23 protein-coding genes are annotated in these 24,311 nt (G+C 67.0%); 5 read left to right on the top strand and 18 right to left on the bottom strand.

Annotated elements, in window-relative coordinates; genetic code table 11:
• Position 1 precedes the first annotated feature (1 nt).
• Together ACFQU1_RS22725 and ACFQU1_RS22720 are read right to left on the bottom strand one after the other, a co-directional pair.
• Complete coding sequence (locus ACFQU1_RS22725) at positions 2–874, bottom strand: alpha/beta hydrolase (protein ID WP_378137043.1); 873 nt, start codon at positions 872–874, stop codon at positions 2–4.
• A 124-nt stretch (positions 875–998) separates the two neighbouring features.
• Positions 999–2,708 carry a thiamine pyrophosphate-binding protein gene (locus ACFQU1_RS22720; RefSeq protein WP_378137041.1) on the bottom strand — a complete coding sequence of 570 codons (1,710 nt, stop codon included), beginning with the start codon at positions 2,706–2,708 and terminating at the stop codon, positions 999–1,001.
• 205 nt (positions 2,709–2,913) lie between these two features.
• On the opposite strand from ACFQU1_RS22720, the gene ACFQU1_RS22715 reads away from it, so the two are divergent.
• Positions 2,914–3,627, top strand: a complete 714-nt coding sequence (locus ACFQU1_RS22715) for a FadR/GntR family transcriptional regulator (RefSeq protein ID WP_378137039.1) — start codon at positions 2,914–2,916, stop codon at positions 3,625–3,627.
• Positions 3,628–3,629: 2 nt separating this feature from the next.
• Here the strand turns inward: ACFQU1_RS22715 and ACFQU1_RS22710 are convergent, their stop codons facing one another.
• The 7 genes from ACFQU1_RS22710 to ACFQU1_RS22680 all read right to left on the bottom strand — a co-directional run bounded on the left by ACFQU1_RS22710 (position 3,630) and on the right by ACFQU1_RS22680 (position 11,376).
• Positions 3,630–4,493 carry an ABC transporter permease gene (locus ACFQU1_RS22710; RefSeq protein WP_378137037.1) on the bottom strand — a complete coding sequence of 288 codons (864 nt, stop codon included), beginning with the start codon at positions 4,491–4,493 and terminating at the stop codon, positions 3,630–3,632.
• Positions 4,494–4,507: 14 nt separating this feature from the next.
• Complete coding sequence (locus ACFQU1_RS22705) at positions 4,508–5,452, bottom strand: ABC transporter permease (protein WP_378137035.1); 945 nt, start codon at positions 5,450–5,452, stop codon at positions 4,508–4,510.
• A gap of 250 nt (positions 5,453–5,702) precedes the next feature.
• Positions 5,703–7,307, bottom strand: a complete 1,605-nt coding sequence (locus tag ACFQU1_RS22700) for an ABC transporter substrate-binding protein (protein ID WP_378137033.1) — start codon at positions 7,305–7,307, stop codon at positions 5,703–5,705.
• 60 nt (positions 7,308–7,367) lie between these two features.
• On the bottom strand, positions 7,368–7,838 hold the full coding sequence (locus tag ACFQU1_RS22695; RefSeq protein ID WP_378137031.1) for a RidA family protein: 471 nt from the start codon (positions 7,836–7,838) through the stop codon (positions 7,368–7,370).
• A gap of 14 nt (positions 7,839–7,852) precedes the next feature.
• Positions 7,853–8,827, bottom strand: a complete 975-nt coding sequence (locus ACFQU1_RS22690) for an NAD-dependent epimerase/dehydratase family protein (RefSeq protein ID WP_378137029.1) — start codon at positions 8,825–8,827, stop codon at positions 7,853–7,855.
• Between the two features lie 44 nt (positions 8,828–8,871).
• Positions 8,872–9,999, bottom strand: a complete 1,128-nt coding sequence (locus ACFQU1_RS22685) for a mandelate racemase/muconate lactonizing enzyme family protein (protein WP_378137027.1) — start codon at positions 9,997–9,999, stop codon at positions 8,872–8,874.
• A 132-nt stretch (positions 10,000–10,131) separates the two neighbouring features.
• Positions 10,132–11,376, bottom strand: a complete 1,245-nt coding sequence (locus ACFQU1_RS22680) for a flavin monoamine oxidase family protein (RefSeq protein ID WP_378137025.1) — start codon at positions 11,374–11,376, stop codon at positions 10,132–10,134.
• Between the two features lie 171 nt (positions 11,377–11,547).
• Here ACFQU1_RS22680 and ACFQU1_RS22675 point away from each other — a divergent pair, with 171 nt between their 5' ends.
• Positions 11,548–12,819, top strand: a complete 1,272-nt coding sequence (locus ACFQU1_RS22675; protein ID WP_378137023.1) for a DUF763 domain-containing protein — start codon at positions 11,548–11,550, stop codon at positions 12,817–12,819.
• Between the two features lie 206 nt (positions 12,820–13,025).
• Here ACFQU1_RS22675 and ACFQU1_RS22670 read toward each other — a convergent pair whose 3' ends face one another.
• From ACFQU1_RS22670 to ACFQU1_RS22635, 8 genes are all read right to left on the bottom strand, one after another.
• Positions 13,026–13,871, bottom strand: a complete 846-nt coding sequence (locus ACFQU1_RS22670) for a transporter substrate-binding domain-containing protein (protein WP_378137021.1) — start codon at positions 13,869–13,871, stop codon at positions 13,026–13,028.
• Positions 13,872–13,930: 59 nt separating this feature from the next.
• Complete coding sequence (locus ACFQU1_RS22665; protein ID WP_378137019.1) at positions 13,931–14,716, bottom strand: ABC transporter ATP-binding protein; 786 nt, start codon at positions 14,714–14,716, stop codon at positions 13,931–13,933.
• The gene (locus ACFQU1_RS22660; RefSeq protein WP_378137017.1) at positions 14,713–15,444 is read right to left on the bottom strand and encodes an ABC transporter permease; all 732 of its coding nucleotides are present in this window, start codon (positions 15,442–15,444) and stop codon (positions 14,713–14,715) included. Before ACFQU1_RS22660 ends, ACFQU1_RS22665 begins: the two co-directional genes overlap by 4 nt.
• A complete protein-coding gene (locus tag ACFQU1_RS22655; protein ID WP_378137015.1) occupies positions 15,444–16,163 on the bottom strand; it encodes an ABC transporter permease in 720 nt (239 codons plus the stop codon). The genes ACFQU1_RS22660 and ACFQU1_RS22655 overlap by 1 nt, the downstream gene beginning before the upstream one ends.
• Before the next feature lie 373 nt (positions 16,164–16,536).
• Positions 16,537–17,511: an arginase gene (gene rocF, locus ACFQU1_RS22650; protein ID WP_378137013.1), complete on the bottom strand. Its 975-nt coding sequence runs from the start codon at positions 17,509–17,511 to the stop codon at positions 16,537–16,539.
• 15 nt (positions 17,512–17,526) lie between these two features.
• Positions 17,527–18,390, bottom strand: a complete 864-nt coding sequence (locus ACFQU1_RS22645) for a transporter substrate-binding domain-containing protein (protein ID WP_378137011.1) — start codon at positions 18,388–18,390, stop codon at positions 17,527–17,529.
• Between the two features lie 8 nt (positions 18,391–18,398).
• Complete coding sequence (locus ACFQU1_RS22640) at positions 18,399–20,105, bottom strand: M28 family peptidase (RefSeq protein WP_378137008.1); 1,707 nt, start codon at positions 20,103–20,105, stop codon at positions 18,399–18,401.
• 13 nt (positions 20,106–20,118) lie between these two features.
• Complete coding sequence (locus tag ACFQU1_RS22635; protein WP_378137006.1) at positions 20,119–21,537, bottom strand: M20 family metallopeptidase; 1,419 nt, start codon at positions 21,535–21,537, stop codon at positions 20,119–20,121.
• 191 nt (positions 21,538–21,728) lie between these two features.
• On the opposite strand from ACFQU1_RS22635, the gene ACFQU1_RS22630 reads away from it, so the two are divergent.
• Entirely contained in the window at positions 21,729–22,382 is a 654-nt protein-coding gene (locus ACFQU1_RS22630; RefSeq protein ID WP_378137004.1) for a GntR family transcriptional regulator, read from the top strand.
• Positions 22,383–22,410: 28 nt separating this feature from the next.
• On the opposite strand, the gene ACFQU1_RS22625 is transcribed toward ACFQU1_RS22630, so the two are convergent.
• On the bottom strand, positions 22,411–22,944 hold the full coding sequence (locus ACFQU1_RS22625) for a hypothetical protein (RefSeq protein WP_378137002.1): 534 nt from the start codon (positions 22,942–22,944) through the stop codon (positions 22,411–22,413).
• A gap of 350 nt (positions 22,945–23,294) precedes the next feature.
• Between ACFQU1_RS22625 and ACFQU1_RS22620 the strand changes: the two genes are divergently transcribed.
• Positions 23,295–23,876: a hypothetical protein gene (locus tag ACFQU1_RS22620; protein WP_378137000.1), complete on the top strand. Its 582-nt coding sequence runs from the start codon at positions 23,295–23,297 to the stop codon at positions 23,874–23,876.
• Positions 23,877–23,939: 63 nt separating this feature from the next.
• Positions 23,940–24,302, top strand: a complete 363-nt coding sequence (locus ACFQU1_RS22615) for a glycosyl hydrolase (protein ID WP_378136998.1) — start codon at positions 23,940–23,942, stop codon at positions 24,300–24,302.
• The last annotated feature ends 9 nt before the right edge of the window (positions 24,303–24,311 follow it).

Here is a 24,311-nt window from a genome sequence, read left to right as displayed (position 1 = left end):
TTCATGGGCGTTTGAGAATCTGGCCGACGACCGCCCGCATGATCGGCGTGTCGCGGTCGAGATATTGCGTGATGATGTCGAAGTGGTTGAGGCCCGGCAGCACATGGACGTCCGGGTCGCGCCCGTGGCGCCTCAGGTGATGGGAGTAGCGGAAGGACTGGTCGATCCATTGCCAGGGCTCCAGCCCGCCGGCGATGATCGAGACCGGGCAATCGACGACCGGCGCGCGCTCTTCGACATTGTGGCGCCGCGCGATCTCATCGTTCAGGTTGAGCTCGGCATTGACGGTTGTGCGGATCGCCGGCGTCGGATCGAAGATCCCGCTGATGAGCACGGCCCCCTTGATGAAAGCGGGATCGATGCCGCGCGCGCTCCAGTCAGTCGCGATGATCTCGGCCCCTAGATGGGCGCCCGCCGAATGGCCGGACATGGTGACGGCATTTGGATCGCCGCCGAACTCGGCGATATGGCGGTGCGTCCATTCCATGGCAGCGAGCGCCGAATCGACGACCCCATCGAGGGTCGAGCCCGGGCAGAGCTCGTAATTCGCAATGACGGTGGTGATACCGAGCGGCACCAGCGCGCCGGCGATGAAGGCGAAATTCTCCTTGTCCTGCCCCCGCCAATAGCCGCCATGGAAGAAGACATGCACGGGCGACTCCGCACCCGCGGCGGGAAAGACATCGACCTTGCGCAGCGGATGCTCGCCGTAAGGGATGTCGAGCACGGCCTTCAGCTCCGTCCGCGCCGTCCGGTTGGGCCCGACCCGCTCGGCCTGGTAGTCCTTGAAATTCGGAAAGGCCTTTTGGGGGTTGTAGTGGAACTCGTGTTCCTCCGCCGACAAGGACGACCAGAGGGGGCTTTGATCGGTCATAGCGAGATCCTTATTGGAAACGTCCGACGAACACCTGCTGCTTCATCGCCAAGCGCCGCCGGTGCTGTCGCCCCTCCCCCTTGTGGGGAGGGGTGAGGGGGTGGGGGTCGTTCAGCTCGAACCGCTAAGCCCCCTTCCCCAGCCGCTCCAGCGCCGCCTGGCGGAATTTCGAGAGATTGGCGCGCACCGACAGCGCCTCTTGTGGGAGGACGAGCTCGATGAGCCCGCCGGTCGGGCTCGCGAGCGCCTCGGCGAGCGCGGCCGGAAAATCCTCGGTGCGCTCCACGCGCAGGCCGACGAGGCCATAGGCGCGCGCGAGCATGGGGAAATCCGGATTGCGCAGTTCGGTGCCGGAGATGCGGGTGGGATATTCCCGCTCCTGGTGCATGCGGATCGTGCCGTACATGCTGTTGTTGGCAACGATATAGACGACCGCCGCGCCGTGCTGCACGCCGGTCGCCATCTCCTGGCCGTTCATCAGGAAACAGCCGTCGCCATTGAAGGAGATGACCGTCCGCTCCGGACAGGTGAGCTTGGCGGCGACCGCCGCCGGCACCGAATAGCCCATGGCGCCTGAGGTTGGGGCGAGCTGCGAGCGGAAGGTGCTGAACCGCCAATATTTATGCACCCAGCCGGTGTAGTTGCCGGCGCCGCTGACGGCGATGGTATCGCGCGGCAGCACCTCCTGCAGATGCCGGAAGATCGCCGGCAGGTCGACGGGGCCTGGCGTCGGGATCGGCTCGTAGGAGCGTTCGTGATCCTGCTTGAGGCGCGCCACCCAGGCCGCGCGGCCGGCAGGCACCGCGCCCGGATCGAGCCGGCGCAACGCCGCAGCGAATGGCGCGAGCCCGGCATTGATCGGCAGATCCGCCTGGTAGACGCGGCCGAGCTCTTCCGGATCGGGATAGATATGCACGAGCTTCTGTCGCGGACGCGGCGCCTTGAGGAGCTCGTAACCGCCGGTCGTCATCTCGCCGAGCCGCGCACCGAGCGCGATGACGAGATCGGCCTCGGCCAGGTTCTTCACGAGTGACGGTTCGGCGCCGACGCTGAAATGGCCGGCATAATGCGAGTGCTCGTTCGGCACATAGTCCTGGCAGCGCAGCGAGGCGCTGATCGGCACCTCCGCCCGCTCGGCGAAGGCGAGAAGGTCGTCGCGCGCTTGGGCGGTCCAGCCACCGCCGCCGAGGATGACGAGCGGCCGCTCGGATCCGGCGAGCAGCGCCGCGAAGTCCCGCATCTGCTGCTCGCCCGGCGCGGCGGCGAGCGGCTTGGCGCAGAGGCCGGGATCGACCGGCTCCGCCACCTCTTCGCTCAGCATGTCTTCCGGGAGCGAGAGGACGACCGGGCCCGGCCGGCCGGCAATCGCCGTCTGAAAGGCGCGATGCACATATTCCGGAATGCGCCGCGGATCGGTGATCTCCGCCGCCCATTTGGCGAGCGGCCGAAACATGGCGACAAGATCAACCTCCTGAAAGCCTTCCCGGTCTTTGAACTCGCGCGCCACCTGGCCGATGAACAGCACCATCGGCGTCGAGTCCTGGAAGGCCGTATGCACGCCGATCGAGGCATTGGTCGCCCCCGGCCCACGCGTGACGAAGGCGACACCCGGCCGGCCGGTGAGCTTGCCATAGGCCTCCGCCATATTGGTGACGCCGCCCTCTTGCCGGCAGACGACGAGCGAGACCGCCTCGCGCGCGTCATGGAGCGCATCGAGAACGGCGAGATAGCTTTCGCCGGGCACGCAGAAGACGCGGTCGACCTCCTGGCGTCTCAGGCAATTGACCAGGATTTCGGCGCCGGTTCTCGGCTGCGGTTGCACGTCGACCGTCATGGGATCTCCTTCCGGGCGCCGCTCAGGCTTTCCCAACCAATATTGAACCATATATCATGCACTCGCGCGCCAATTGGCAACCCTGGGCGCGAGCGTGGGCCCGCTCACTTGCGCGGCCCTGGAGTTTCACGGCATGGTGGCGATCCATCGCGGGATGTCCAGGATCGATATCCGGCAATCTGCGCCATTGAAGGAGCGGACGAGCTTGCTCAGCACCGTCATGGACGAGAGCCGCGGCCCGGCGCCGAATATCCGGGCGCGCTCGGAGGCGGAATCGCGCGCGCTCTACCTGCGCATCAAATCGGCGATCAGCGAGGGTCGCTTCCTGCCGGGCACGCGGCTTCCCACCGAGCGTGCGCTCTCGGCCGAATATGGCGTGGCGCGCAACACCGTGCGCAAGACCATGGCGCGGCTGATGCGCGAGGGGCTCATCCTGCGGGAGGTCGGCCGCGGCACATTCGTCGCGGAGAAGCCCGAGGCGCAGCCGGCCGCCGGTGAATTTTCCCTGCCAGAACTGTTCGAGGCGCGCCTCCTGTTCGAGCCGGCGCTGGTCGATCTCGTCATCGAGCGCGCCACCGAAACGGATTTCGCGACCTTCGATGCGGCGCTCGCCGCCATGGAGCAAGCCGACAACTGGGCCGCCTACAAGGAGGCGAAATACGCGCTGCATCTCGCCATCGCGCGCGCCTCCCGCAATCGCTTCATCATTCATATGGTGGAGACGATCTTGACGTCGCGCCGCGCCGCCGGCTGGGGCCGGCCCGGCGGCCATCACACGCCGCTCGCCATGGTGCGCCAGACGGCCTGCCGCGACAATGCCGCGATCGTCGCGGCGCTGCGCGCCCGCGACGCCGCGACCGCGCGCGATCTCATGCGCGACTATCTCGTGCGCACCCTGGCGTCGGTCAGCGCCGCCTGACATCAGCGCCGGCCCGCGCTGCGCTGCAGGGCTCGGCCCGTGAGCATCAGGGCGAGCGCCGTGATCAGCACCGCGAGGCCGGGAAACAGCGAGATCCACGGCGCGAGCAAGATCGAGTCCTTGCCCTGCTGCAGAATGGCGCCCCAGTCCGGCATCGGCGGCTGCACGCCGAGGCCGAGGAAGCCGAGCGCCGCCTGGATCTGCAGCACGAGCGGAAAGAGCACCATGTATTGCATCAGCACGAGCGGCAGCACGTTGCGCAGGATATGGCGGCTGAGGATGACCGGCTCGGGCACGCCGATGCAGCGCGCCGCCTCCACATAAACTTTGCCGGCTTCGCTCAGCGCGCCCGACCGGGCGATGCGGAAGAACATCGGCGTATGAATGATGGCGAGCGCGAGCACGAGATTGCCCGTCGCCGGCCCGAGCACGCCGGTGATGATCACGCCGAGCACGATGGGCGGAAAGCTCAGCACGACGTCGATGAGCCGGCCGAGCACCTGATCGAGCCAGCCGCCAAAGAAGCCGGATACGGCGCCGACCAGGCCGCCGATGACCGCGGACACGAGCAGCGCGCCGGCGCAAATGGCGAGTGTCACGCGCGTGCCGTAGACGACCCGGGCAAAGACGTCCCGGCCCGTGTCGTCCGTGCCGAAGAGATGGGCGGCCGACGGCGGCTGCAGGGCGTCGTCAATATTGATCGCATAGGGCGACTGCGGCGCAAAGAGCCCCGGCGTCAGGGCAACGAGGAGCAGAAGAGCCACAACGAGGAGCCCGCAGACGAGGCCCGGCTGGCGCTTCGCCTGGGCGATCCACTTCGAGGATGCGGTCCGTCGCGGCGCGGCAGTGGCGTCGGCGTGAGCCATCGCGGGTCTTCTCCTCAGGTGAGCCGCACGCGCGGGTCGATGACGCTATAGGCGAGGTCGACGACGAAATTGACAACCATGGCCGTGACCACGACGACGAGCAGCGCCCCCTGCAGCATGGGATAATCGCGGGTCTCGATGGCGGTGATCAAAAGCCGCCCGAGACCGGGAATGGCGAAGAGCGATTCGACGATCACCACCCCGCCGAGGATCTGGACGAGCACGAGCCCCATGAAGGTGATGAGCGGGATCAGGATGTTCTTCAGAATATGGGTGAAGAACAGGATGCGCACCGGCACGCCCTTGGCCCGCGCGGTGCGCACATAGTCCTCGTTGAGGGCCGCCACCACGTTCTGCCGCACGAACTGGCTGTAGGCAGCAGCCTGCAGCAGGGCGAGCGACAGGATGGGCAGCGCCAGCATCGCGAGATTGTCCGACAGCGACTCGGCCGGCGAGACATACATCAGCGGCGGCGACCAGCCGGAGAGCGCGGAGACCGCGACCAGCAGCATCAAGCCGGTCCAGAACACGGGTGCCGCGAGCCCCAGCAGGTTGAAGACCTGGATGAGGTTGTCCGGCCAACGTCCTTCATAGATTCCGGAAAGGACGCCGAGCGGCACGCCGACGATGGTCGCGAGCGCGAGCGTCAGCAGGCCGATTTCGAGCGTCACCAGAAAGGCGGCGCCAACGGCCGGTGCGACCGGCTGTCCGCCCGTCCAGCTCACGCCGAGATCGCCCCTGAGCACGGCGCCGATCCAATGGGCGTATTGCAGCCAGACCGGCTGATCGAGGCCGAAGAAGCCGCGCAGCGATGCCGCCGCGGAGGGGTCGCTCGTCTGGCCGAGCATCTGCGCCACCACGTCGCCCGGCACCGCGCGGACGATGAGGAAGACGGCCATGGAGGCGATGAGGGCCGTGAGCACGGAGGCGCCCAAGCGCCGGACGAGATAGCCGCCCATCAAAGTGCTCCGGAACGAGCGAGATTACAAAGGCTGGCTCGGCCGCGCTGCGCCGTCATCCCGGGGCGGGCGATAGCCCGAGCCCGGGATCCAGAAACGATGGTTTGGGGAGTACGGACGCCAGCGCCCAATCCGGCTCCCACATCGGTTCTGGATCCCCGACAGCCGCTCTCGCGGCTTCCGGGATGACTGCAATCGGCGGCAGAGCGCCCCCTGCCCCGCCCAGCTCCGACGTTCAGCACCGACCGTTTCATTTCTTCAAGTAAGTCCGCACGAGGCCGTAATACCAGCCTGTCGGATGCTGCTTGTAGTTCTCAACCGCCTCGTTGCGCACCGTGACGTGGTCGGCGCTGAAGAGCATCACCGTGGGCGCGTCCTCGGCCAGGATCTTCTGGAAGTCGACATAGATCGCCTTGCGCTTCTCCGGGTCGGTCTCGGCAAAGCCCTGGTCGAGCAGCGCGCTCGCCTTGTCGTTCTTCCAGTTGCGGAAGTCGGCTCCCTCCGGCGCCTTGTGGAAGTGGCGATAGAACAGCAGATGCGGGTCGGGCTGGGTCGCCCAGTCGTTGAAGGTGAAGCCCATGTTCTTCGTCTGAAAATTCTTGATCCACACGCCGAGATCGACGCGCTGGATGTTGAGATTGATGCCGGCCTTGGCGAGCTGCTGCTTCATCGTCACGGCCGCCGGATCCATCCAGTCGTAGCCGTTGATGGTGGTGAGCGTCAGGTTGAGATTGCTGTGCCCAGCCTCGGCGAGAAGCTGCTTCGCCTTCTCGATGTCGACCTTCTGGTTGGAAAGGGCATCCATCGGCGCGCCCCAGCGGTCCTGCATGGCTGCGACCATGGTGCCGATCACCTGACCGTAGCCGCCGACCGCGGCGCGCATGATCTCGTCCTTGTCGATCGACAAGGCGATCGCCTGGCGCACGCGCACGTCGCCGAGCGGCGTGAGCTCGGAGCCGAGGTCGAGCGCCTTCTGGTTGAGCGAGGGCCAGCGCTCGAGCACGAGGCCCGGCGCCTTCTCAACCTGCTTGATGTCCTGCGGCCGCGTGAACAGCGCGAGATCGACGCGCTTGTTGCGCAGCGCCACGATCAGGCTCGCGCTGTTCGGCACGAAGAGTATGTTGATGCGATCGAGATAAGGCGCGCCCTTCTCCCAATAGTCCTCGTTGCGCACCATCGTGAGATTGCTGTTCGGCCGGAACTCGGAGAGCTTGAAGGGCCCGGTGCCGACGCTCTTCTGGTTCATCGCCTGCTGGGCGCCCTGGGTGTCGAAATAGCCCGCCGGCACCACGCCGCCGTATTTGTTGCCGAGCGTCATCGGCAACGCGGCATTCGGCTTTGACAAAGTGATGCGCACGGTCTGGTCGTCCGGCGCCTCGACTGCGGTAATGAGGCTCAGGTCGCCAGCGCCGGGCGAGCCGTTCTTCGGGTCGCGCAGATAGTTGTAGCTATAGGCGACGTCCTTGGCCGTCATGGTCTGGCCGGTGTGGAACTTGACGCCCTGCCTCACCTTGATCGTGTAGACGAGGCCGTCCGGCGACAGTTCATAGCCGGTGGCGAGCAAGGGCATCGCCTCGCCGGTCGGCGATTCGTAGAAGAGCCCCTGGTACATCAGCACGGTGAAGCGGATGCGCGCGTCCGCGGCCTGATGATAGGGGTCGAGACCCGGCGGTTCGACGAGCGAGCCGAAGGTGAGCGTGCCGCCCATGACCGGATTGGCCGCCTTCGGCCCGTAAAGGTCGTCTGCCCGGCCGGCACCCACCGAAGCGGCGAGCGCCGCCACGGCCAGGAATGCCGCGCAGGCGGCGCGGCGGAAGCGCCCCACCGGCGCCAAGGGGATTGTTCCCGCAATCATTGCTCTGCCTCCTCTGGATCTTGCTTGCGAAATTTCTTGTGCTCGGCGCTGGGCCGACCCTCACTCCCGATAGGCCACCACGAATTCGATCTCGACGGCGGCATTGCGCGGCAGCTCCGCCACGCCGACGGCCGAGCGGGCGTGCCGCCCGGCATCCTCGAAGATGGCGACCAGCAGGTCGGAGGCCGCATCGATCACCTTCGGCTGGTCGTTGAAACCTTCGGCCGAGGCTACGAAACCGGTGACCTTGAGGATGCGCTCGACCCGGTCGAGGCCACCGAGCGCCGCGGCGAGGCAGGCGAGCCCCTGCAGCACGCAGATGCGCGCCTCCTCGCGGGCCGCATCGAGCGCCACATCCCGCCCGACCTTGCCGAAGACGCGCACCTCGCCGTCGACCTTCGGCAGTTGCCCGCTGACATAGGCGACGCCGCGATGCAGCGTGACGGGCGTATAGTTGAAGGACGGCTTGGCCGCCTCCGGCAGCGTGAGCCCGAGCCGCGCCAGCCGCTCCATGGGGCTTCCCTCGGTCATGGATCCTCCTTGGGTCATTGGCCACCCGCCGATGCCATGTCGGCGACCAGCGCCGAAAGGTCGATGGCCGGCACGAAGCCCGTGTCGCGGCGGAAGCGCGCGTCGCTGACGAGCGGAAAGAGATCGCCGGGCTCGGTGCGCTCGAAGGTGACGGTGAGATCCGCAGACCGCGCCCGAACCTCCGCCACCAGATCGGCAACAGACGCCGTGAAGCCATTGATATTATAGACGGACGCAAGGGGGCCCGCATGCTGGAGCGCGGCGAGCGAAGCCGCCGCGACGTCGCGCACATGCATCAGGTCGATCGGCCGGTCGTGGAAGGCGATGTGATGCGCGCCGCGGCTGCCGGCGGCACGCAGAAGATCGGCGAGCGCAGCCGCCGCGCCCTGATACCAGAGCCCCGGTCCCAGAACGAGCGGCAGCCTCAGGCCGATGATGTCCAGCCCATGCCGGCGGACGGCGAAACCCGCGACCTCCTCGGCGAGGTGCTTGGTGAGGCCATAGACCGTGCGCGGCCGCTTCGGCGCCGTCTCATCGACGCGCGGCGCGGTATACTCGCGCGCCGGGCCGTAGACCACGGTCGAGCTGGTCCAGACGAGGCGGCGGATGCCGGCCTCCGTCACGGCCTCGATGAGCCGGCGGAAGCCGTCCACATTGATTGCGAAAGCCCGATCGGCATCACGCTCGCCGGAGCGCATCAGGCCCTCGCGCCCCGAACCGAAGGCGGCGCAGGAAACGACCGCAGCGGGCTTGAACCGCGCCAGCAGGTCGCGCAAGAGCGCGCGGTCCTCGAGACCACCCACGGTTTCGTCGAAGGCACCGCTAACATCGGCCAGGAGATCGTGCTCCATGGCCGGCCCGAGCACATGGACGCGCTGGCCACGGGCGAGCAAGGCGCGCACGATATGCGAGCCGACGAAGCCGCGCCCGCCGACGACGAGGACGCCGGCGCCCGCTTCAAGGGATGGCGCGTCCGAACTCGCAGTCATCGGTGCCAAAGCCTCACTTCACTCACCACTACCCGCGCCTCGCCTCAGTCGAGCCTGTGTGCCTTCACCGCGTCCCAATCGATCTCGATGCCGAGCCCAGGCCCGCTCGGCACGGCGATGGCGCCGTCGACCGCCCGGAGCGGCTCGGCGAGGATCGTCTCGCGCAGCGGGTTCTCGCCCACGTCATATTCGACGAGCATCGGCCAGGGCGCGGCCTGCGCCTGCGGATAGGGCGAGCGGGAGGCGACGTAATGCACGGCGGCGGCAAGCCCGATGCCGGAACCCCAGACATGCGGCGAGAGCCTGAGATGGCTCGCCTCGGCGAGATCGGCGATGCGCCGCCCCTGCCAGAAGCCGCCGCAGAGCGAGAGATCGGGCTGCAGCACGTCGGCCGCATGCCGGTCCGCGAGCCGCTTGAAGTCGAAGACGGTGTAGAGCGCCTCGCCCGTGGCGATCGGGATCGGGCTCATGCGCTGCAGCAGTTCGTAGCCCTCGACATCGGGCGGCGACAGCGGCTCCTCGACCCAGCCGATGCGATAGGCAGCGAGCCGGGCGATCGCCGCCTTGGCAAGATCGAGCGTGTAGTTCGAATTGATGTCGACCATGAGGTCGACCTTGTCGCCGAGGATCCGGCGGGCAGCCGCGACGCGCGCCTCGTCGGAATCCGGCCCCAAGCCGATCTTGATCTTCACAGCACGGTGGCCTGCGGCCGCGATCGCCTCGATCTGCGGCGCAAAATCGCGCTCCGGGTCCTCGGTGATATAGCCGCCCGAAGCATAGACCGGCACGGTGTCGCTGCCGCGGCCGCCGAGGAGGCGGCAGACCGGCAGTCCGACCGCCTTGCCGAGGGCATCCTTCGCCGCGATGTCGATGCCGCTGAGGCAGCCCATCAGCTGATTCTGGACGCCGAAATGGTAGTGCCGCGCGATGATGCGCGTGAAGGAGAGCTCGACGTCGGCGACATGTGTGCCGACGAGATAACTCTTGAGGAAGGGCAGATAAGCGAGATTGACCTGCGGCATCCCCCAGGCCTCGCCGATCCCCGCCGGACCCTCATCCGTGTCGATGACGACCAATGTGGTCTGCCGCGCCGGCGCGAGCGACTTCGCCATGCCGTAGGGCCGCGCCAGCGGCGCCGACAGGGGAATGAGGCGGATGTCGCGAACGAGCACGGGCAGGTCTCCTAGCAAGCGCGAGCGGGTCAGGCGGAATTCCGAACCAAATCCAACCAATTCTGGATTTGGCGTGAGCCAATCTTGCGGCTTTCCCGTTGCGCGTCAAGCGCCGCTCGTCGCCCGACCGGCTCAGGGTCCCCGTTGCATGTGCCGCGCGGCGATCACCTGCTCGGCGGCGGCGATGCCCGTGCGATAGGCGCCGTGCGCCGTCGAGAAGTCGTTGCGTGAACAGGCCTCGCCGGCGAAGAACAGGCGATCGTCCACCGGGGCGGCGAGCAGGGCGCGGCCGTCGGCCTTGCCCGGCAGAGCGTAAGAATAGGAGCCGCGCGCAAAGGGATCGCCGCGCCAGCCGTGTACGGCGAGCGGTCGGACGCGCTTGGCGAAATCCGCCCCGAAGAGCCCGACGAGTTCCCCCACGGCGAAATCGACGAAGGCGGCCTCACCGCCCGCCTCCAGCTCCTCGGCGAGGCTACCGCCGAAATAGACCTCGACCTGCGGCCGCCCGAAAGGCCTGAGGTGATAGACCCCCGTCGCCGTCCGGTCATTATGGCCGAAGAGGCGGCTATCCATCTCGAAATCCTCCGCCGCATCCAGCGCCAGGAAGAGCTTGTCGGCGAGGCCGAGCGGCAGGCCAGCGGCGGCCTCCACCTTCGCCGGCAAGGCGGGCGTGAAGCGAATGCGCTCCTCCGCGATTAGGCCGCTCGGCAGGGTGATGATCGCCGCTTCGGCCGTGACCGTGCCCATCGCCGTGCCGATGGCGAGGCGCGCCCCGCTGTGGTCGATCAGGTCCACCGGACAGCCGAACTCGACCAGCAGCCCGGCCGCATATCCGGTGATCACCGTGCCGTAGCCCTCGACGACGCGCCAATTGACGCCGCTATCCTCATAGCGCGCGAAATCCCGCACCGAGATGCGGTCGAGCTCCGCGCCGCTGAAATAGGTGCTGACCGCATCGATCAGGGCGCTCCAGCGGCCGGTCCGGTCGAGAAGCGTCGCGGCCGGCACGTCCGGTTCGGCTTCGGGATAGCCGCCGAGGCGATCGAAGAAGACGTTCAGGCTCTTCGAGAAGGCGAGCTGCTCGGCAATCGGAAAGCCCGGGTTGGGCGCGGGATGCGTCCAGGGCGGCGGCGTCTTGTCGACGGTTGCGCTTTGCCCCGCGGCCACCGTCCGCCAGGGGTTGCGATCGGCCGAATGGAGCCAGCCGCAGCCGAGATCGACGGGAAAGCCAGCGGCCTCCACCGTCCAGGCTCGGCCACCGAGCCGATCGCGCGCCTCGAGGATCAGGCAATCGACCCCGGCTTCCGCGAGCCTGCGAGCCGCGGCAATACCGGCCGCGCCACCTCCGACGATCGCAACTTCAGTCTCGCTCGCCATGCGCTGTCCCGCCGAAGATGTGTCGAAAGGCCATTCTAGCCTATTTCACCTCATCCAATCATATGGAGCGCGTCTCCCGCGCCCGCTAGCAGGCAAGGCCAGCGCCCTTGCCCCTCGCGCCCTGTGGTGCTCCATGCTAGAAAAGCGTTCGCATTTCGTTCCGGAGGCTCCGTGGCTCGACGCGCCGGCAGTGCCGATCTGCCCCTTCATAGCGGCCGGGTGCCCGCCTGGCTCGGCAGCCGCATGGCGCGCCTCGGCGCGGTCGTCACGGAGGCGATCGTGCACCATTACGGGCGCGAGGAATTCCTGCGCCGTCTCGCCCATCCCTTCTGGTTCCAGTCCTTCGGCGCGGTGATGGGCATGGACTGGCATTCCTCCGGCATCACCACCTCGGTGATCGGCGCCTTGAAGCGCGGCCTCGGCCCGCTCTCGGGCGAGCTCGGCATCCATGTCTGCGGCGGACGCGGCAGCCATTCCCGCAAGACGCCCCAGGAGCTTACGGCCATCGGCGAGCGCGTCGGCTTCGACGGCGAGATGCTCGCCAAGGCAAGCCGCCTCGTCGCCAAGGTCGACAGCGCCGCAGTGCAGGATGGTTTTGACCTCTATCTCCACGGCTTCATCGTCACCGATGACGGCAAATGGGTCGTGGTGCAGCAGGGCATGAATGGCGAGAGCCGCCTCGCCCGCCGCTATCACTGGCTTTCGGAAGATCTGAAAAGCTTCGTCGAGGCGCCGCATGTGGCGATCGACGGCAAGAACCAGGGCGAGATCGTCAACCTCACCGACCGTCGCGCCGAGGCCTCGCGCCGTGGCCAGCTCGATCTCCTGCGTGATCTCGGCCCCGATCGCATCGCCCGCGAGGCGGCGACGCTCGACGGCAGGGGCAAGACCCCCGCCCCGCCGGAGGCGCCCTTCCTGCCGCATCTCGTCATGCCCGCCCATCACGACGTCAGGCCGAAGGATGTGATGATCCGCCGCCTGCACGGCGCCTTGGCCGCTGCGGCCGACCGCGGTCCTGCCGATTTCTCGGAGCTTCTGCTGGTGCCGGGTGTCGGCGCGCGCACGGTGCGCTCGCTCGCCATGGTGGCCGAAGTCGTGCACGGCGCGCCCTGCCGCTTCGCCGATCCCGCGCGTTTCTCGCTCGCCCATGGCGGCAAGGACCGGCATCCCTATCCGGTGCCGCTCAAGGTTTATGACGAGACGATCGGCGTGCTGAAATCGGCGATCGGCCAGGCGAAGCTCGGCAATGACGAGCGGCTCGACGCCATCCGCCGGCTCGACGATCAGACCCGGCGGCTGGAGCGCACGGCGACAGGGCCGTCGCTGCCGGCCTTCATCACCGACGAGCGCCGTCGCTCCCACGATTACGGCGGCCGCAGCGTCTTCGGCTGGGAGCCGCCGCCGGCAGAGGCTGAGGATGGCACGGGGAGCGCGGGCTCATAATGATGCACCTGCCCCGCTACCGTCATCCCCGGCCTTGTGCCGGGGATCCCGATGGGAAAGGCGCCGATTCCCACTGATCGAGACGGCTCAGGAACTCGGCTGTGCCGGGTTCCGCACTGGGAAAGCGCTGAAGTCGAAATAACCGACCTAAGCCACAGCCATGACGGTGGAGGGTTTTCCGTCCATCGCGTTGACCGACGATGCCCTCAATGCGGCGTCACGTCGTAGCCGAAATATTTGTCGCTCAGCTTCTTGATGGTGCCGTCGGCGACCGCGGAACGGATCGCGTCGTCGAGCTTCGCCTTGAGCGCCGTATCGGACTTACGCAGGCCGATGGCGCTGCCCTTGCCGAGAATGCCGCCTTGGAAGCGCGGACCGGTGATGACCATATCCTCGTTGCCGGGCTTGGACGCCGCGGTCGTGAGATAGGCCATAGAGGCCATGATGAGGTCGACGCGGCCGGCGGCAAGATCGAGATCGTGCTGCTCCGTCGTCTTGTATTCACGGATGTCCACGACGCCCTTCAAATACTTGTCGAGAAAAGCGGCAGCGATCGACGAGCTCTGGACGCCGATGACCTTGCCCTTGAGGAGAGGCTTCAGCTTCTCGACCTCGACGATTGCCGCCGCCTCGTCGGTGGCGAGCGGGAAGAGCTTGCCCTTGTCCGGCAGATTGGCGAGCGGGCTGGACTTCAGGGTGGCGAAGCTCTGTCCGGTCGAGCCGTAGGACATCGTGAAGAGGATCGCCTCCGCGCGCTTCGGCGTCGCCGACATGCCGGCGATGATCGCATCGAACTTGCCGGCATTGAGGGCCGGGATCATGCCGTCGAAGGCCTGCGCCTGCATCGTGCAATTCAGCTTCGCGCGGGCGCAGAGATCCTTGTAGAGCTCGATCTCGAAGCCCGCGAGCGTGCCGTCCGGCTCCGTCCAGTTCCAGGGGCGGAAGGCGCCTTCGGTGGCGAAGCGCACCGTCTGCGGGGCTTGAGCCGCCGCGGGCGCCGCGAGCATCGCCAAGCCGGCGAGCGCGAGGATCATCTTGCGTATGAGCGTCATTGTTGGGTTCCCTTCTGAACGGGCATTGGGATGTTGTGATTGGGCGGGGTGGTGGAGAACTACCCCGCCAAGAACTGCTTCAAGCGCTCGGAGCGGCTCGCCCCAAAGACATCGTCCGGCGTGCCCTCCTCCTCGACGAGCCCCTTGTGGAGGAAGACGACCTTGTTGGAGACGTCGCGGGCAAAGCCCATTTCGTGCGTCACCACGAGCATCGTGCGCCCTTCTTCGGCAAGGCCGCGCATGACGCGCAGCACCTCGCCGACGAGTTCCGGATCGAGTGCCGAGGTCGGCTCGTCGAAGAGCATCACCTTCGGGCGCTGGGCGAGCGCGCGGGCGATGGCCGCCCGCTGCTGCTGCCCGCCGGAAAGATGGGCGGGATAGTGGTCGCGCTTGTCGGCGATGCCGACCTTGGCGAGCAGCGCCTCGGCCTCGGCGATGCATTCGGCGCGCGGCCTGCCCTGCACATGGATCGGCGTCTCGATGACGTTCTCCAGCACCGTCATATGCGACCAGAGATTGAAGGTCTGGAAGACCATGCCGATACCGGACCGCATGCGGTCGACCTGGCGCTTGTCGGCCGGCCGGCGTCCATGGCGTGTCTCTTCCAAGCGGATCTGCTCGCCCGCCACCTCGACCTCGCCCGCATCGGGCACTTCGAGCATGTTGATACAGCGCAGCATCGTCGATTTGCCCGAGCCGGACGAGCCGAGCACGGAAACGACCTCCCCTTCCTTGGCTTCCAGCGAGATGCCCTTGAGCACCTCGAGCTGGCCGAAGCTCTTGCGCAGACGGGTGAGGCGGACTGCCGGATTTCCGGTCGCGGCGCTGCCGCGGTCGGTGCTCATACGGCTCCTCCTTGATCGAGCATGACGGCCGTGGACGGCACCGGCGCAGCTCTCAAATGCGGCGACAGCCAATGCTCCGCGAACTGCACGAGCCGCGTGATGACGAAATTGATGGCGAGATAGATCGCGCCCGCCACGATGAAGATCTCGATGGCGCGATAGGTCTCGGAGATCAGCTTGGCGGCGATGCCCGTCACCTCCATGAGAGTAATAATGGAGGTGAGTGAGGTCGCCTTGATCATCAGGATGAGCTCATTGCCATAGGCCGGCAGCGCCTGGCGGATGGCGAGCGGCAAAATGATGCGGCGGAAGAGGAGGAAGCGCCCCATGCCGGCGGCGCGCGCCGCCTCGACCTGCCCATGGGGAACGGATTGCAGCCCGCCACGGATGATTTCGCTCGCATAGGCGGCCGTATTCAGCGACAGCGCAATGATCGCGCACCAATAGGGCTCGCGCAGGATCGGCCAGAGCATGCTCATGCGCACGGCCCGGAACTGCCCGAGCCCGTAGTAGATCAGGAAGATCTGCACGAGGAGCGGTGTCGAGCGGAAGAGGAAGACATAACAACGCGCCGGCCAGGCGAGAGCGGCCACGCCCGAAAGGCGCATCAGCGCGAGGAAGAGCGCCAGCACCGCCCCGCAGGCAACCGACGTGAAGGCGAGCTGCAAGGTGAGCGGCAGGCCCGGCAGCAGCGCCATGAAGGTCTCGCCCATGAAGGTGAAATCCATCACGCCCTCCTGAGGCCGCGGTTGAAGCGCAGCTCGGCGCGCTGCAGCGTCCAGCCGGAAACGGAGGAGATAGCGAGGTAGAGGATCGCCGCCGCCAGGAAGAAGGTGAAGGGCTGGCGTGTGGAGCCCGCGCCGATCTGCGCCTGGCGCAGGATCTCGACCAGGCCCGTGACCGAGATCAGCGCCGATTCCTTCAACACGAGCTGCCAGACATTGCCGAGCCCGGGCAGCGCATAGCGCAGCACGAGCGGCGCGACGATGCGGCGGAGCATCAGGAAGCGCGGCATGCCGGCCGCGGTCGCCGCCTCGATCTCGCCCTTCGACACGGCGCGATAGGCGCCGCGGAAGACCTCCGTGTGATAGGCGCCGGAGACGACGCCGATGGCGAGCGCGCCGGCAAGAAAGCCCGGCAGGCTGATGAAGCCGGTCGCGCCGAAAAGCCGGCCCAGCGGCGTCAGAAGCGCGCTCGAGCCGAAGTAGAAGAGATAGATGACGAGGAGATCGGGAATGCCGCGCAGGATGGTAGTGTAGCCATCGGCGATGCCGCGCGCGACCCTGCCGCCGGCGATCTTCGCCCAGGCGCCGAAGGTGCCGATCACCGCGCCGAAGACGAAGCCGGTCAAGGCGACGGCGATCGTCATCGCGGCGGCTGTGAGCATGGCAACGCCCCAGCCCTGCGGCCCGAAACCGAGCAGATCGAAAAAGCCGGGCTGGTTCATGATGCCGGCAGTCTCCTGATCCGGGTGATCTGGCGCGGAATGGTCGTCCCCTGCGAGGTAGGGCGGTGGCTTGGTGAGAAAGGCGCCGACGTGATCCTCCCCAGAGGGCGGCGTGAACGCACCTCAGGCTGGCGTCCCCTCTCCCCGCTCGCGGGGAGAGGGACAGGGTGAGGGGCATAGATCATCGGACGGCGAGAAATCCCCCTCACCCGGCCGCTTCGCGCCCGACCTCTCCCCGCAGGCGGGGAGAGGTAACCCAGCCTTTGCCGGCCAGGAAAACTCCCTTCTCCTACGAATGGAGGGAACGGTGCCCTTTCCCGCGGAGCGAGACCCCGCCTGAGGCGCCGTTCGGTTTGATCCAAGATCATCCCCTCTATGTCCCGCCGGGGAAGACGGCATTCGACGGCGTCGGCCGGTCCATGATGCGCTGGCCGAAGAGGCTCGCGACGAGCTCCACCGCGAGCCGCGCCGTCTGGCCGCGCTCGTCGAGGAAGGGGTTGAGCTCGACGACATCCACCGAGCGCACGAGGCCTGAATCGTGCAGGAGCTCCATCACGAGATGCGCCTCGCGATAGGTCGCCCCGCCCGGCACGGTCGTGCCGACGCCGGGCGCCACCGACGGATCGAGGAAATCGACATCGAAGCTCACATGCAGCACGCCGTTCGCCGCCCGCACGCGATCGATGACGCGCCGGATGAGCACGCCCGCGCCATATTCGTCGAGCGCCCGCATGTCGGCGACGTCGATGCCGCGTGCCTTGACCACGTCGCGTTCGCCCCGATCGATGGAGCGCGTGCCGAACAGGCTGAGGCGGTCGGGGCTGACGCAGGCGCGCGGCTCGTCGCCGAGCAGCGCGTCGAGGCCGCTCTCGCCGCAAAGAAAGGCCGCGGCCATGCCGTGCATATTGCCCGTCAGCGTCGTCGCTGGCGTGTTGTAATCGGCATGGGCGTCGAGCCAGAGCACGAAGAGCGGCCGGCCATCCTCCTGCCAATGGCGGGCGACGCCATTGACCGAGCCCATCGACAGGCTGTGGTCGCCGCCGAGGAAGATCGGCACCGCCCCCGAGCGCGCGAGCTCATAGGCCTTGGCGCTGAGCGCCCTGACCCAGGCGGCGATTTCGCCGTAGAAGCGTGCATTGTCGGGCGCGGCCCCGTCCACCGGCGTCAGATCGCGCTGCAGAAGGTCGCCGTGGTCGATCACCGTGTGGCCGAGTTCCTCCAGAAGCGGCGAGAGCCCCGCCGTGCGCAACCCCGCCGGGCCCATCAAGGTGCCGAGGCGGGAGGCGCCGACCTCGACGGGCGCGCCGAGAAGGGCGATACGGCGGGGGGTGGAGGATGTCTCGGTCATCGCATCATCCACCCGTCACTGCGGCGGCAGGGTCGGCGACAGGTCGATCTTGGCCCATTGCAGCGAGAGCTTCTGAATGGTGCCATCGGCAGTCGCTTCCTGGATGGCCTTGTCGAAGATCGCCTTGAGCTCCGGCTCGTTCTTGCGCATGCCGATGGCCACTTCGGTGGCGAGCATCGCGCCTTTCAGCAGCGGGCCGGTCATCGCGATATCGGCATTCTCGGGCTTGCTGAGGATGGAGGCACCATAGACGGCGCTGTCGAAGCCGGCATCGATGCGCCCGGCCTTCAGATCGAGATCGCGCTCGGGCGAGCTCTTGTAGGTGCGCACGGTGACATCGTCGCCGAAATAGGTGCGGATGAGTTGCTCGTGGCTGGTCGAGGCCACGACCCCGACGATCTTGCCCTTGAGAGTCTGATGGATCTCGCCCATCACCGGGTCGGCCTTCGCCTTGTCGTTGAGGTTGAGCCGCTCGCCGGTCATGGGCAGCGGCTTCACCGGCCCACCGTCCTTCAGGATGAGGAAAGTTGCGGCGCCGCTCGCATAGGGCACGGTGAAATCCACCACCTTCTTGCGCTGCTCATTGATGCCGAGCGTCATCACGAGGTCGAACTTGCCGGCATTGAGGCTCGGAATGATGCTCGACCATTCGTTCTGAATGAGCTCGCATTTCACCTTGGCGCGGGCGCAGAGGTCATTGGCGATCTCCACATCGAGGCCGGTGAGCTTGCCGTCCGGGCCGGTCGCATTCCAGGGCGGGAAGGCGCCCTCGATGCCGATACGCACGGTCGACCAGTCCTTGGCGGCCGCCGGTAGCGCCGCGAGCGTGACGAGCGCCGCGGCCGCAGTCGCGGCAAAGACGAACTTGTTCAACATCATAGTTCCCCTCATTGGGCGCTCCGAAGTTCGGCAGTCGCCTCTTTCAAGGCTTTGAGAACGCGGTTGCGCGCCTGGCGCGCGTCGACGGCATGGAAAGGCAGATCCACCGAGGCCGGCGGCTCGGCGGCGAGCGCCCTGATCGGCTCCAGCGCGAGCCAGGCCGGCAGCGGCACCGCCGGATCGTGCCGAAAGCGATCGCCCTGCGTGTAATTGATCGGCACGAGATGACGCGAGGCGTGCATGAGCACGCGGTCGAGCGCGCCCGCCCGAGCCTCGTCAGCCCGCGCGGCGGCTATCGCGCCGAAGATCCGGGCCGCCTCGCCAAGTTCCTCGGCGGCGGCGCGCAGCGGCGCGATGTCGAAACGGCCGGCGAGATCATTGTCTATGCGAGCAAGCTCCACCTGGAGCGCCTCCGCATAGCTCACATAGTCGAGGGGCAGAATAGGCCGCGCCAGGAGCGCCCAGAGCGTGCGCAGGACGATGCGCGTGTCGCGGACGAGATTGTCCGGGTCGATCTTGTCGGCGAGATCATGCGGCGTATGCCACCACCAGCCGAGCGCGGTCAGCATCTTCACCGGACCGGGCGGCTGATGGCTCAGACTGCCGAACATGGACGGAATGCCGACGCCCCAGAAGGACTGGTCGGCCGCCCTGCCCTGCCGGCGGCCGGCATGGACCTGCCCGGTCTCGGCCGCGATCACCTCGCGGGCGAGGCCGGCTAATTCGTCGACCACGCCGGAATTGGTCAGCACGCTCGCGCCGATCGCCCCGGTCGAATCGACATTCACATGGGCGGCGCAGCGCCGGTCGAGCTCCGCCCAATATTCGTCCGCATACCAGGCCGAGCCCGAATAGCGGCCATGCGAATGGCCGGACCAGAAGCAGACGCGCAAGCCCCGCCGCCAGGACGCGCGGGCGCCGGCGAGCAAACGCGCGGCCTCCAGCATCGTCGCATTGGCGCCGCCGTTGTCCATCACGCCGAAATGCCAGGTGTCGTGATGGCCCGAGAACAGCACGAAGGGCGCATCCGCGCCGCCGTCCGGCGCATCGAGATCGCAAACGAGGAGCGGCGTCTTGCGCCAGCCTGTGTCGACCTCCGTCTGCAGGGAGGCGAGAACCGTCTCGCCCGCGAGGCAACGCGCCCTGAGCGCCGCCCCTTCATCGCGCGGGATGGTGACTACAGCCGTCTTCGGCAGATGGCCGCGGGTCGTCTGCGACGGGCTTCCCCATACCGGCGAGATGCACATCTCGTAGAGATGCTCCGTCGGCGAGATATGGATTTCGCCGATCGCCCCGGCGCGCGAGGCAAGATCCGCCACGTTCTCTACGGCGATGCCGTCGACGAGCACGATCTTGCCCGCGACATCCCTGCCCGCGAAGTCATCGCGCCCGCCCTCGCCCACATAAACGAGCGGCGCGCTGATGCCGGCAGCGCCCGTCGGGCGTGACATGGAATGGGTGATGCTGCGGATTTCGGCGCCGTCGACGCGCAGGACCGAGCTGACCGGCAGGCTGATATAGGCGTCGTGCGAAAGAAGTGCCGTACGATAACCGAAGCCGCGCATTTCGGCTTCGAGATAGCGGAAGCTCTCGAGCTCCTCGGCCGTCCCGGAAAGCTTCACGCGCTTGGCGAATTCGCCGATATGCGCCATGAGCCGCTCGCGGTCCGCGGAAGCGAGAAGTCCGTCGAGCAAGGCCTCGCCGCCTTCGGCCATCACCGACATCCGTTCAGCGCGCAGCCATGTCGAGCGGCGGCTCGACATCGCCGATCGGATTGTTGAAGGGGTGCTCGTCGCGGAAGGCCTGGAACGCCTGCTTGGCGGCGCTCAGCAAGGCCCGGTCGCCGATGACCTCGACCGCCAGTCCCGCCATCGCCTTCGCGGCGAGCGCGATGCCCTTGTGGGCGGCAGGCGCCTGCCCCTGGGCAACGAGCTGCCAGGAATGGCCAGGCGTGCCCACCGCATAGCAGGCAACCCGGCACTGCACGGTGGGAACAACCCAGCTCACCGTGCCGACGTCGGTCGAACCGACCGAGGTGTCGTTGCCGGCATCGAGCGGATAGATCTCCTCGCTCAACGCTTCGTCGGGCTTCGGCACGAGCCCGAAGCGGCCGTAGGAGGCGATGATGTCCTCGCGGCTGAAAGTCTTCTGGATTTCGCGAGCGAAGGCGCGGTCCGCCTCGTCGAAGCCTGGCCCGCCGAGACGCTGGAGATTCCGGTACAGAGCCTCTTCGAGCGGGCGATTGCCGATGAGATTGGCATCGCCGCTGAGCTGGCGGACCTCGACCCTCGTCTCCGTCATGAGTGCCGCTCCCTCGGCGATCTTCTTCACGCGGCCGACGAGGTCCCACATCTCCTCCAGCGTCGCCGCGCGGATGAGATGGCGCACCGTCGCCTTGGCCTGCACCACATTGGGCGCGATGCCGCCGCCGTCGATGAGCGCATAATGCACACGCGCGGTCGAGGGCATATGCTCGCGCATGTAGTTGACGCCGATGTTCATGAGCTCCACGGCGTCGAGGGCGCTCCGGCCGAGATGGGGCGCCGCGGCGGCGTGCGATGCACGGCCGTGGAAGGTGAATTCCATCTCGACGCAGGCGAGCGAGAACGGCCGGTTGACGCCGGTGAAGGCCGCCGGATGCCAACAGATGGCGACATCGACATCGTCAAACAGGCCGGCACGGACCATGAAGCCCTTGGATGAACCGCCCTCCTCGGCCGGGCAGCCGTAGTAGCGGATGCGCCCTGCAAGCCCATGGGCGGCGAGATAGTCCTTGACCGCCGTGGCGGCGAGGAGCGACGCCGAGCCCAGCATATTGTGGCCGCAGCCGTGGCCGTTACCACCGGGCTCGATGGGCTTGTGCGTGGCGACGCCCGCTTCCTGGCTGAGGCCGGGAAGCGCATCATATTCGCCGAGGATGGCGATGACCGGGCCACCCTCCCCCGCCTCGCCCATGACAGCGGTCGGTAGATCGGCGACGCCCTGTGTTACCCGGAACCCCTCGCGCTCCAGCATCGCCGCGTGCTCGGCGGCCGAGCGGTGCTCCTGGTAATTGAGCTCCGGCATGGCCCAGATACGGTCGCTCAAAGCGTAGAAGGCCGGGCCTTTAGCCTCGGTCAGCCGCCAGATCTCGTCACTGTTCTGCATTTGAAAATATCCGGATGGCGAGGACGATCCGATGTAAATTGGCGCCAATTTCTGTCATAGTTCCGAACCGCGGGCAAGCCGCGGGCAGCGCAAGTTTTCGGCGGCACTTGCCGAAGCATTGGGCGATGCGTCATGGGGATTACCGCTGCGGCATGGCGGGGCATGCCGGCCGACGGAGTAAAGGGACGACCATGAGCCTTCAGTTGCGACCGCGCCCGCGGCCCAAGCCTTCGGCCGATTTCGAGGCGGTCGCCGAGATGATTGCCAGGGATATTCAGTCCGGACGGCTTGTTCCCGGCCAATGGCTGAAGCAGATCGATCTCGAGCAACGCTATGAGGCCAAGCGTATCGTGGTGCGGCGCGCCCTCGACCGGCTGGTCGAGAAGCGGCTCGTCGAGCATCTGCCCAACCGCGGCTATCACGTCCATGCGCCTGACGGTCAGCGCAGCGACGACATCCGCGATCTGCGGATCATTCTGGAGACGGCGGCCGTCGACAGCATCATCGAGCGCGCGACGGAGGACGATATCGCGGCGGCGCGCGCGCTAGCCTTGCGCTTCGCCGCCTTGCTCAGATCGGCCACTTTGCTCGAGCTCTACGACGCTAATCTCGCTTTCCACCAGCACCTGCTCGGGCTCTGTTCCAACAAGGAGCTGGTGCATCTGGTCAACGAGCTGCGCGGCCGCCTCTCCTCGGCGCCCGCCGGCCAATGGAATTCGCTCAGCCGGATCGAACAATCGAGCGCCGAGCATATCGCCATGGCCGAGGCCCTCGCCGCGCGCGACGGCGAGGGCCTCAAGGCACTGATATCAGCCCATATCCGGCAGGTGCCGCTGACGACGTGAGCGCGCCGGCACCACGGCGCCTTCAGCTTCAGCTATCTTTCAAGACGAGATCGAGGTTCTGGCCCTTGTTCGGAACCGTCCCGCGCAAGCTCAGGACGATATTGCCGCTCCGCCGCGTGATCGTGAGCCGTGCCGGCGGATTGGGCCTGACGCTTTCTGCCGTCTCGACGAAGGAGAAGGACAAGGTCTCCCCTTTGCGGGCGCCCGCCAGGTTGGCGATCGTACCCGTGCGCTCACGGAAGGACCCTACATAGCGCCCTGACTTGGGATCGTAGCGGATAGAGATCCGGATCGACGTGCCGAAAATGACCGCGGTCGAGCAATTGCCGTTCAGAACGACCTCGGCCCCTTGGCTGTCTCCGCTGAACTTGCAGGTCAGGTTGTGATCGGAGCCGTTTGCTCGCTGCAACCGGCCAGTGCCGGTAAAGCGGCCTTCGAAGCTTTGCAAAAAGGCCGACTCGCGGCTGGCGGTTCCTTGTTCCGGCTGCGCCCAGACCGGCAGAGTCGTGGCGATCAGGAACGCCGCGGCGGCTGCCTGTAATGTAACGGTATATCGGTGCATGGTTTACCCTCCGCTTCGATAACGCATTGGGACGCAAAAGGATCTACTTACCCGACCTCTTTTCGACCCATCGAGGCGCACGACATACACCAGGCCGCCGTTCACGGGCCGCTTGGGTCATGTCCGAATAGCCGATGCCTGTCTCCTCCCCGGAGACGCCTATTCCAAAAGACCGATGCCACTTTCAAAGCGAAGGACGCCTAACGATCGGCAACGGCGTTTATTCCAGCTTCCAGGAATATTTTTCAGTGCCGTCATTACTTGGAACTGTCCCGCATGTTCGCTGTTCTAGCCAATGTACACATAGACTGCGCAAATAGTCTTATGCGCAATACATTGGGAGATTGTCCATGAAGAGACGGCACTTCGTTCTTCCGACGCTTGCGGCGGCTCTGCTCGCCGGTAGCGCGGTGATCGCCTCCGCCCAGTCGAGCACGACGCTCGGAACCGGCGGAACCTCGGCCGGCGGCGGCACCAGCTCGTCGTCCATCGGCACGGGCGGTTCGGCAGCGGGCGCGGGCAACGGGTCCGGTTCGGCCTCCACGCTCGGCACCGGCGGCACGTCCGCGGGTGACGGCACGAGCTCCTCGTCCATCGGCACGGGTGGCTCGGCGGCAGGTTCGGGCAGCGGCTCGGGCTCGGCTTCCACGCTCGGCACCGGCGGCACCTCGGCCGGCGGCGGCAATAGCTCGTCCTCAATCGGTACAGGCGGTTCGGCGGCGGGTTCGGGCAGTGGCTCCGGCTCGGCTTCCACCCTCGGCACCGGCGGCAGCTCCGCCGGCAAGGGAACGAGTTCGTCCTCCGTCGGCACCGGCGGGTCGGCCGCTGGCGGCATGAACGATGCCACCGGCAGCATCGGCAATGGCAAGGGCAAGGGCAAGGGCCGCTTGGAAAATCCCGGGCGAGCGCTCGGCCACGACAAGAAGGACTGATATCCGGTCGGTCGCGCGGTCCTCGCTTCGGCGGGGACCCGCGTACCCACGAAGGAGTGCATCATGACCATTACGGCACTCGTTCGGCTCGCAGGCACCCTCGCCTTGCTGGCGTCAGGACCTGCCTTGGCTGAGCAGAGCAAGACGCTCACCGGGACGACCCAGTCCGGAAAGCCTTGCACGATCGTCCAGCAGCAAAGCGGCAATGCGGGCGGCTCGATGTCGAGCAGCGTGCAGGCCGGCGGTGGAACCGTGACGGGTTCGACCAGCGGGCCGGGCCAGTCGGTCACCGTGCAATCCGGGAACGGTCAGGCCAGCAGCAGCAGCAGCGTCGCGACGTCGAGTTCTTCGAATGGATCCACCATCGTGGCGTCGACCGGTTCCGGCGAGAACTGCATCGTCACGATCAAGCCCGGACAGAAATAGGAGATTTCA

Source organism: Chelatococcus sp. GCM10030263 (genome assembly GCF_042666455.1).
Taxonomy (GTDB): Bacteria; Pseudomonadota; Alphaproteobacteria; order Rhizobiales; family Beijerinckiaceae; genus Chelatococcus.
Note: the sequence above shows the minus strand (reverse complement) of the source record. Positions and strands in the feature narration are given on the sequence as shown.